7 protein-coding genes are annotated in these 9,054 nt (G+C 76.6%); 2 read left to right on the top strand and 5 right to left on the bottom strand.

The window, feature by feature from the left end; all coding sequences use genetic code 11:
* Window positions 1-542: 542 nt before the first annotated feature.
* Together IF45_RS34170 and IF45_RS0129545 are read left to right on the top strand one after the other, a co-directional pair.
* Window positions 543-2,621 carry a hypothetical protein gene (locus IF45_RS34170; protein WP_051720756.1) on the top strand — a complete coding sequence of 693 codons (2,079 nt, stop codon included), beginning with the start codon at window positions 543-545 and terminating at the stop codon, window positions 2,619-2,621.
* Between the two features lie 51 nt (window positions 2,622-2,672).
* Window positions 2,673-3,638, top strand: a complete 966-nt coding sequence (locus tag IF45_RS0129545) for a bifunctional riboflavin kinase/FAD synthetase (RefSeq protein ID WP_003951195.1) — start codon at window positions 2,673-2,675, stop codon at window positions 3,636-3,638.
* A 27-nt stretch (window positions 3,639-3,665) separates the two neighbouring features.
* On the opposite strand, the gene IF45_RS0129540 is transcribed toward IF45_RS0129545, so the two are convergent.
* The 5 genes from IF45_RS0129540 to IF45_RS0129520 all read right to left on the bottom strand — a co-directional run bounded on the left by IF45_RS0129540 (window position 3,666) and on the right by IF45_RS0129520 (window position 9,054).
* Window positions 3,666-4,457: a pentapeptide repeat-containing protein gene (locus IF45_RS0129540; protein WP_030310584.1), complete on the bottom strand. Its 792-nt coding sequence runs from the start codon at window positions 4,455-4,457 to the stop codon at window positions 3,666-3,668.
* Between the two features lie 349 nt (window positions 4,458-4,806).
* Window positions 4,807-5,913 (bottom strand): oligopeptide/dipeptide ABC transporter ATP-binding protein, encoded by a 1,107-nt coding sequence (locus IF45_RS0129535; RefSeq protein ID WP_030310582.1) that lies wholly within the window; start codon window positions 5,911-5,913, stop codon window positions 4,807-4,809.
* Window positions 5,910-7,088 carry an ABC transporter ATP-binding protein gene (locus IF45_RS0129530; protein ID WP_370443985.1) on the bottom strand — a complete coding sequence of 393 codons (1,179 nt, stop codon included), beginning with the start codon at window positions 7,086-7,088 and terminating at the stop codon, window positions 5,910-5,912. Before IF45_RS0129530 ends, IF45_RS0129535 begins: the two co-directional genes overlap by 4 nt.
* Window positions 7,034-7,978, bottom strand: a complete 945-nt coding sequence (locus IF45_RS0129525; RefSeq protein WP_008410941.1) for an ABC transporter permease — start codon at window positions 7,976-7,978, stop codon at window positions 7,034-7,036. The genes IF45_RS0129530 and IF45_RS0129525 overlap by 55 nt, the downstream gene beginning before the upstream one ends.
* On the bottom strand, window positions 7,975-9,054 hold the full coding sequence (locus IF45_RS0129520) for an ABC transporter permease (RefSeq protein WP_015507005.1): 1,080 nt from the start codon (window positions 9,052-9,054) through the stop codon (window positions 7,975-7,977). The genes IF45_RS0129525 and IF45_RS0129520 overlap by 4 nt, the downstream gene beginning before the upstream one ends.

The raw sequence follows: 9,054 nt of genomic DNA, 5'->3' as shown, positions 1-9,054 counted from the left end.
GGGGGGGGGGGTGCGGGGCTTCGGCCGGGGACGGGGCTGGGGCTGGTGCGGGGGAGACGGTGCGGGATGCGGTGACCGGGGGTGGAGGAGCGGGGGGTGTCGGGAACGGGGCGCCGGTGGTGGGCGTGGAGTGCGGTAGCACGGAGGTGGGGAGCGGGCTTGGCCCGGGAGACGGGGCCGAAGAGATGGCGCTGCCCCGAGCCACGGTGCGGCGGCGTCGGCGGATGGCGGAGCGGGCTGCGGCCGAGGCGGGGCGGAGCGGGGCGCTCGGAACGGGGCGGGGCGTCGCGGGAGCGTCGCCTGACGGGGCGTCGGAGCTACGCGACGGTGCGGTTGTGCGGGGCGGCGACGGTGCGGAGGAATCTGCTGGGGGTGCGGGGTACGGCGGGGCGGACACGGCCGACGCGGGGCCGGCCCCGGTGGAGTCCGGGCTGAACGTCGGGCACGGGGCGGGGCGCGCGGCGCCCTACGGGGCGGCGGACCAGCGGAATCCTGCCGCGCGGGCCGCCCCGCACGGGGGGCGTGGCGCGGTGCCCGGAGCGGTGCCGACCGTCCCCCGGACGCTGCCCGTTCCCCGGCACCGCATCGGGCCCGTGGTCGAGGCGCTGCTGCACCTCGCCCGGAACCGGGGTGCGGACGAACTGTCCCGCCGGCTGGCGGGCCTGATCGAGGCCGCGGACGAGTTCCTGACGGCGGGTGAGGCTTCGGCCGAGCCGGAGGCGTGGGTTCCGCGCCAGCAGGGGTCGCCCGATCGGGAGCGCGCGGCACGTGTGGTTGACGGCGTGGTGGGGGGCGCCGAGGCGGGGGCGGGCGGCCTGGCCGATGGCCCCGTACCGTCCGGTGGGCGGGGCGCGACGGACGGGGCCAAGCCACCGGGCCCGCGCGGCGGACGGAGCGGAACGGCCGCGTCCCGCTCCACCGCCGAGCCCGTCACGGAGCCCTCCGCCCCGTCCGCCGCGGACTCCTCCGCGCCGCACTCCACGGCGCCCCGTACGGGGCGCGCGACCTGGGAAAACGCGGCCACGCCCCGTGCCCGCGCAGCCGCCCCGCGCCGCACCTACGGGGCGGGCCCGGCCCGGGACCCGCGCCCCGCGCTCGCCCCGTGGTGGGCGGTGCGGCTGCTCGGCGAGACGCTGCTCCGGCTGCCCGACTGCACGCCGTACCTCGGGGTGCTCCGGGTGCTCGCCGGGTGGATCGTCGAGCGGGCCCGGGAGCGGGGAGTGCCGCAGGACTTCGGGCCGTGGTTCTGGACGGCGCTCGCGCTGCCCGCCGACGAGCGGGCCGATCTGCTGCGGCGGCTCGTGGTGGCGGACGGCACGGGCGGCGACGACCGGTTCCTGGCTGCCGCCGGCGAGTTCCTGGGGGCCGACGCCCGGACCGCGCAGCCACTGCTGTGCGCCTGGTTCGGCGACGACCGGCGGTTGCCGGCCCTGCCCGCGGCGACCGTCGCCACGGCCGCCCAGGCCCTGCTGTACACGCACCGCGAGGGCCACGCGGACACCCTCGTCGACGCCCTGGTCGCCGACGGGCACGAGCGCGCCGACGAACTGCTCTCCACCCTCGCCGAGGAGGACCCGGGCGCCGTCTGCCGCGGTGTGGCCCGCTGGGCCATCGACCCGCGCCCCGCACGCCGCGTCGCCGCCGTCGCCTACGGCCTGCGGGCCGCCCCGTACGCGGCGTCCGAGGCCGACCGCGAACTGCTCCGGGTCGCCGCCGCGACGCTGCTCTCCCGCACCGCCGACGCCGCGCTGCACGGCGGGGCGCTGGCCCTGCTCGTCCGCGACCCGGTCAGCCGGGGGCGGTACGTCGAGCAGGCGGCCGTGCGGTTCGCCGCCGCCCAGGACCCGCAGCTGACCGCCGCCGCCCTGGGCGTCGCCCTGGCCAGCCACCCGGGCCCCGTCCTGGACGCCTACCGGCGCCGCCTCGCCGCCCCCGGCAGCCAGGCGGGCGACGTGCTCCGGGTGCTGGCCGAGGAGGCGGCGCCCGCCGTGGCCGCCCCCGCGACGGAGTTCGCGGCAGCGCTGCTCCGGGCGCGCCCCGACACGGCGGGCCACGTCGCGGCGTACGCCGAACGCCGCCTGGCGCGGGGCGGGGCCGACGCGGAGGTCGGCGCGCTGGTGCGCGCGGCGTTTCGCACGGGGCCGCCCTCCGTCCGTGCCGCGCTGGCGCCCCTCGTGGCGGCGCCGGGGGACGCCCCGGGCGCCGAGCTCCGGGGTGAGCTGCTGGCGGAACTGCTCCGGGAGGAGACCCACCCCGACGTCCTCGAAGCGCTCCTCGTCGCGCTGGTCGTCCGCCACGACACCCGCCCCGGCGCGGCGCCGGAGGAGCGGGCCGGACACGCCGCGCGGCTGCGGAGCGCGGTCCTGCGCGTGGGGACGGTGCTGGCCCGGGGACCCGAGGGCGGGCGGCGGCTCGACCGGCGCCTGGCGGAGCTGGCCAGGACGGTGCCGGGATTCGCCGCGTATGCCCTGGCCTGGTACGACGAGGATCCGGGGGTGTGGCGTGCCCTGGTCGGCTCCGGCGGGCTGAGGACGATCGAGGACGTGGCGGCGTCCGGTGGACGTACGGCGCCGGCCGGGACGCCCGATGCGGAGCGCGTACCGTCGGCATGGCACTCTTAGACCTGCGAAGACGCCCATTACCACACACAGGTTCGACGAGGAGCGGTCACAGTGCAGCGCTGGCGTGGCTTGGAGGACATCCCCCAGGACTGGGGGCGCAGCGTCGTCACCATCGGCTCCTACGACGGGGTGCACCGCGGCCATCAGCTGATCATCGGCCGCGCCGTGGAGCGGGCTCGCGAGGCGGGGCTGCCGACGGTGGTCGTGACCTTCGACCCGCACCCCAGCGAGGTGGTCCGGCCCGGCACCCACCCGCCGCTGCTCGCCCCGCACCACCGCCGGGCGGAACTCTGCGCCGAACTGGGCGTCGACGCCCTGCTCGTGCTGCCGTTCACCAGGGAGTTCTCGCAGCTGTCCCCGGCCGAGTTCGTGGCCAAGGTGCTGGTCGACCGGCTCCACGCCCGCCTCGTAGTCGAGGGCCCCAACTTCCGCTTCGGCCACCGAGCCGCCGGCGACGTGGCCGTGCTGACCGAACTGGGGGCCACCTACGACTACGAGGTCGAGGTGGTCGACCTGGTCGTCCGTGGCGCCGCGGGCGGCGGCGTGCCGTTCTCCTCCACGCTCACCCGGCGCCTCGTCGCCGAGGGGGACGTGGCGGGCGCCGCCGAGATCCTCGGACGCCCGCACCGCGTCGAGGGGGTCGTCGTGCGCGGCGCCCAGCGCGGCCGCGAACTGGGCTACCCCACCGCCAACGTCGAGACGCTCCCCTACACGGCGATCCCCGCCGACGGCGTCTACGCGGGCTGGCTGAACGCCGAGGGCGAGGCGATGCCCGCCGCCATCTCGGTCGGCACCAACCCGCAGTTCGACGGCACCGAACGCACCGTCGAGGCGTACGCCATCGACCGCGTCGGCCTCGACCTCTACGGCCAGCACGTCTCCGTCGACTTCCTCGCCTTCGTACGTGGCCAGGCCAAGTTCGCCTCGCTCGACGAACTGCTGGAAGCCATGTCCCGCGACGTCGCGCGCTGCCGCGAACTCGTCGCCGCCGCCGAGCCCCAGGACCCCGCGGCCTGACGCCGCGCCACCCACGCCGCGCCCGCGCTACGAGCCGGTGCGCGCCGCCTCTTCCGGCGCGGTGCCCTCCGTCGCCCAGTGCGCGGGGCGCCGGACCGCCCCGGGCAGGCGGGTCGCGGCGTCGCCCCGGGCGGCGGCGAGCTGGGTGCCCGTCGCGTAGACGCTGCCGCGCAGGTCGGCTCCGGAGAGGTCGGCGCCGCGCAGGTCCGCGCCGATCAAGTCGGCCCAGCGGAGATCGGCGTCGCGCAGGTCCGCCCCGATCAGCAGCGCCCCGCGCAGGCTCGCGCCGCGCAGATCCGCGCCCCGCAGCCGGGCGCCGGCCAGGTCCGCGCCCCGGTGCACGGGGCCACGCCGCGGCGAGCACGCCCGCACCAGGTCGCCCGCGCGCAGCAGCGCCGGGTTGACCGCCGCGCGCAGCGCCCCGACGTCGGCCGCGAGCACCGTGTCCGCGTCCGCCCCGGCCAACTCGCTCAGGCCGGTACGGGCGCGGCGCAGTTCGGCGTGGACGGGGCGGGTCTCGGGGCGGTCCAGGGCGTCGGCGACGTACGCCAGGAGTTCGTGCACGGGGCGCATCACGGCGAAGACCGCGAACATCCGCCGCGCCGCGTCCGGGGAGCCGCGCCAGTCCTCACCGGCGAAGGTCACCTGGGAGACCTGCTGGCCCGCCCCGTGGCAGTCGAAGACCGTGCAGCCCGTCCAGCCGCGCGGGCGCAGCTCCTCGTGGATGGAGCAGCCGAAGTCCGCCCGGAGATTGCCGCACGGGTTTCCGCCGGGCTTGTCCACGGGGAAGTCCGCCGACCGCGAGAACGGCAGCGCCACGCAGCAGAGCCCGAAGCACCGCGCGCAGTCCCCACGGGGCTCGGTGCGCGGCGTACCGGGCGCCGTCGCCCCGTCGGCCGCCGCCCCGTCCGGGGCGCTCCGGCGCCCGCTCCGTGCCTGGTCGCCCGCCCCGTGGGCCTCGCCGCTGCGCGCGCCGCGCCCCCTGCCCGGACGCCCCGTGCCACCCTGCCCACCGCGCCCCCGGGCCCCGGCCCCGCCCCGTCGCCCCACAGCCCCGTCCTCCTCGCAGACCCGCCGCCGCGTCAACGGCCGGCGTCACACTCCCGCCAGGATGTCACCCGATGGGGAGCGCGCTGCGTGAGGCACGGTCCACGTCCCGGACGCCCCGTCAGCCCGCCGCCCGCTCCACGGCCTCGGCCCAGTGGCAGGCCACCGCCGCCGGTCCGCTGCCGGGCAGCACCGGGAGTTCCCGCGTGCGGCAGGCGTCGGCGACCCCGGCGCGTTCGGCCTCGCCGGAGGCGAGCACCGGGCAGCGGGCGTGGAAGCGGCAGCCCGACGGGACGCGGGAGGGGTCCGGGGGCTCGCCGGTGAGGATCACCGGCTCCGTCTCGGACTCCGGTAGGACCGACAGCAGCGCCCGGGTGTACGGGTGCCGGGGCGCGGTCAGGACCTGCTCGACCTCGCCGGTCTCCACGATGCGGCCGAGGTACATCACCGCGACCCGGTCGGCGATGTTCCAGGCCAGCCCCAGGTCGTGGGTGACGATCAGCGCGGAGAGGCCCAGCTCGTCGCGGAGCCGCAGCAGCAGGGCGAGGATCTCCCCGCGCACCGAGGCGTCCAGCGAGGCGACCGGCTCGTCGGCGACGATCAGCTCCGGTTCCAGCACCAGGGCACCCGCGATGACGACGCGCTGGCGCTGACCGCCCGACAGCTCGTGCGGGTGGCGCAGGAAGAACCGCTCCGGGGGCCGGAGCCCGGCCCGCGACAGGGCACCCGCCACCGCCTCCTGCTCGTCGCCCGCGTAGCCGTGGATGCGCAGGCCCTCGGCGACCGCCTCGTACACGGTGTGGCGGGGGTTGAGGGAACCGCTCGGGTCCTGGAGGACGAGCTGGGCGCGCCGCCGGTACGCCTTGAGGGCGCGCGAGGCGTACTCCAGTGGCTTGCCGTCGAAGGTGACCCGCCCGGAGGTGGGCGTCACCAGCCCCAGCAGGGACCGCGCCAGTGTCGTCTTGCCGCACCCCGACTCGCCGACGAGGGCGACGATCTCGCCGGGGCGGACGTCGAGGTCCACCCCGTCCACCGCACGCGCCTCGCGGTCGCCGCGCCGACCCGGGAAGACGACCTTCACCTGCTCCGCGCTGAGCAGCGGCGGCGCCCCGTCGCCCGCCCCGTCCGGAGCGAGAACGCCCAGGTCGCGCGCCCCGTGGGCCGCCCCGTCAGGCGCCCGGTCCGCCGCCCCGCCGCCCCGCACCGCACCCGTCTCCGCGCCGCTCATGACCCGCTCCCCGTCGTCTCCGAAACGCCCTCGGACGCGGCCCCGCCGGCGCCCTCCCGGGCCACCGCCGCCCCGTCCCCTGCACCCGCACCACCCTCGTCGTCCCCCACCCGCACGCACGCCGCCCGCCGGCCTGGCCCCGCCACGCGCAGCACCTGGTCCTGGGTCGCGCAGACGTCCAGCGCCACCGGACACCGTGGATGGAAGGCGCAGCCGTCCGGCACCGCCGCCGGGTCCGGCGGATCGCCCGGCAGCCCGCGCGGCGCGCGCCGCGAGGCGAGGTCGCCGATGCGCGGGAAGGCGGAGGAGAGCGCCCGGCCGTACGGATGCGCGGCGTGCGCGTGGACCGCCTTCGCCGGCCCCTCCTCGACGACCCGGCCCGCGTACATCACCGCGAGCCGGTCGCAGGTGTCGGAGAGGACGGCCAGGTCGTGGCTGATCATGATCAGCCCGAGGTCCTGGTCGGCGACGAGTCCCTCGATCAGCCGCAGGATCTGCGCCTGGATCATCACGTCCAGGGCGGTCGTCGGCTCGTCCGCGATGACCAGCCGCGGATCGCAGGCCAGCGCCATCGCGATCATGACGCGCTGCCGCTGCCCGCCGGACAGTTCGTGCGGATACGCCTGGACCCGCGCGGCGGGCAGCCCCACCTGTTCCAGCAGTTCGCCCGCACGCTTCCTCGCGGCGGCCGGGGTCGCCCGGCCGTGCAGCAGGATCGGCTCGGCGATCTGGTCACCGATCCGGTGCACAGCGTTGAGGGAGTGCATCGCCCCCTGGAACACCACGGAGGCGCCCGCCCAGCGCACCGCGCGCAGCCGCCCCCACGACATGGTGCGGATGTCCTCACCGTCCAGGAGGATCTCCCCCGACAGCTTCGCCGTGGACGGCAGCAGCCGCAGCAGCGCCAGGGCCAGCGTCGACTTGCCGCACCCCGACTCCCCGGCGATCCCCAGCTTCTGCCCCGCCTCCAGCCGCAGGTCCACGCCCCGCACCGCCGGTACGGCGGGGGAGCCCGGGGTGCGGGCGTACGTCACCTCCAGGTTCCGTACCTCCAGCAGCGGTGTGCCGCCGCCCGGCGCGGCCTTCGCGGCGGCGGGTTCCTCGTGCGTGTCGTGCGGTGTCAACGGGAGACCCCCAGCTTGGGGTTGAGGACGGACTCGATGGCGCGCCCGCACAGGGTGAAGGCGAGGGCGACCAGGGCGATGGCGAGGCCCGGCGGGGTGATGTACCACCAGTTGCCGGAGCTGACCGCGCCCGCCTCCCGGGCGTCCTGGAGCAGCCCGCCCCAGGAGACGACCGTCGGGTCGCCGAGGCCGAGGAAGGCCAGCGTCGCCTCGGTCAGGATCGCCAGCGAGATGACCAGGGTGGTCTGGGCGAGGACGAGCGGCATCACGTTGGGCAGCACGTGCCGCGCCATGATGTGGCCGTGCCCGCCGCCGAGCGCCCGCGCCCGCTCGATGTACGGCCGTGACTCCACGGCCAGGGTCTGCGCGCGGACCAGCCGCGCCGTGGTGGGCCAGGTGGTGACGCCGATCGCGAGGATCGTCGTCCACAGCGAGCGGGCCATCACCGTGGAGAGGGCGATGGCCAGCACCAGCGTCGGCATCACCAGGAACCAGTCGGTGATCCGCATGACGACCGTCGCGTACCAGCCCTTGAAGTGTCCGGCGGTGATGCCGACGAGGGCGCCGATGGCCACCGAGAGGAAGGCGGCGAGCAGTCCCACCATCAGGGAGACCCGGGTGCCCCACAGCAGCAGCGCCAGCACGTCCCGGCCGAACTGGTCGGTGCCGAGCAGGAACTCACCGCTCGGCTCCTCCAGCGCCCCGCCGGTGGCATCGGTGACGCTCCGGGACTCCTCGCCGGCCAGCAACGGCGCCGCCAGCGCCAGCAGCGCGATCACCACCAGCACCGCGAGCCCGAAGACCCCGCCCCGGTGCGACCGGTACTGGCGCCAGAACCGCGCCAGCGCGTGGAGCCGCCGCGCCCGGGCCAGCGCCCGCGCGCTGCGCGGCGCCGCACCGCCCTGCCCCGCGGCGCCGTCCGTCGTCTCGTGCACAGTCATCGGCCCACCCGGGGATCGAGCAGCGGATAGATCACGTCGGCGAGGGTGTTCATCAGGATCACCGCGGCGGCGAACAGGAAGAACAGGCCCTGCACCAACGGCAGGTCGGGCACGCTCAGCGCCTGGTAGAAGAGGCCGCCGAGGCCCGGCCAGGAGAAGACCGTCTCGACCAGGATGGCGCCGGCGACGGTGTTGCCGAGGTTGACGAAGAGCAGCGTCACCGTGGGCAGCAGCGCGTTGGGCACCGCGTGGCGGCGGCGCACCGCGTCGTCACGCAGGCCCTTGGCGCGCGCCGTCGTCAGGTAGTCGCTGCCCATCTCGTCCAGCAGCGAGGAGCGCATCACCAGCAGGGTGCGCGCGTACTCCACCGCGACCAGGGTGAGGACGGGCAGCACCATGTGGTGGGCGACGTCCAGGACGTGGGCGAAGCCCGACTGTCCGCCCGACTCCATGCCGCCGGTCGGGAAGACGCCGGGGATCGGCCCGACGCCGACCGACAGGGTGACGATCAGCAGCAGCCCGAGCCAGAACGACGGCACCGAGTACAGCGTCAGCGCGAACGCCGTGCCGAACCGGTCCCCGAACTTGCCTCCGCGCCACGCGGAGCGTGCGCCCAGCCAGATGCCCAGCACCGTGTAGATGACGAAGGCGGTGCCGGTCAGCAGCAGCGTCGCCGGGAGCGCCTCGGTGATCTTGTCGATGACGGGGGCGCGGAACTGGTACGACATGCCGAAGTCACCGGTGAGGGCCTTCGCGCAGTAGTCGGTGAACTGCTGCCACAGCGGCAGGTCGAGGCCGAACTCGCGGCGCATCGCGGCCAGCTGCTCGGTGGAGACGGGGCGGCCCTGCGTCATGTGCTTGACCGGGTCGCCGGGGATCATGCGGAAGAGGAAGAAGCTGGTGACCAGGACGGCGAAGAGGGAGACCGCCGCACCGGCCAGCTTGCCCGCGACGTAGCGCAGGTAGGCGGCGGCGGAACGGGAGCGGGGCCCGCGCCCCGACGGTCCGGCCTCGGCCGGACCGTCGGAGGCGGCACCCGGGCTCTTGACGAGAGCCGCGGTGCTGTCGGTGCTCAT

This window comes from Streptomyces albidoflavus (genome assembly GCF_000719955.1).
In the GTDB taxonomy this organism is placed as follows: domain Bacteria; phylum Actinomycetota; class Actinomycetes; order Streptomycetales; family Streptomycetaceae; genus Streptomyces; species Streptomyces albidoflavus.
This window is presented reverse-complemented; position numbering and strand designations above follow the sequence as displayed.

Bases quoted from the DNA above. Each gene is read 5' to 3' on its own strand.
- IF45_RS0129525 (WP_008410941.1), bottom strand. From the start codon at position 7,978: ATGACTGTGCACGAGACGACGGACGGCGCCGCGGGGCAGGGCGGTGCG.
- IF45_RS0129535 (WP_030310582.1), bottom strand. From the start codon at position 5,913: ATGAGCGGCGCGGAGACGGGTGCGGTGCGGGGCGGCGGGGCGGCGGAC.
- IF45_RS0129520 (WP_015507005.1), bottom strand. From the start codon at position 9,054: ATGAGCACCGACAGCACCGCGGCTCTCGTCAAGAGCCCGGGTGCCGCC.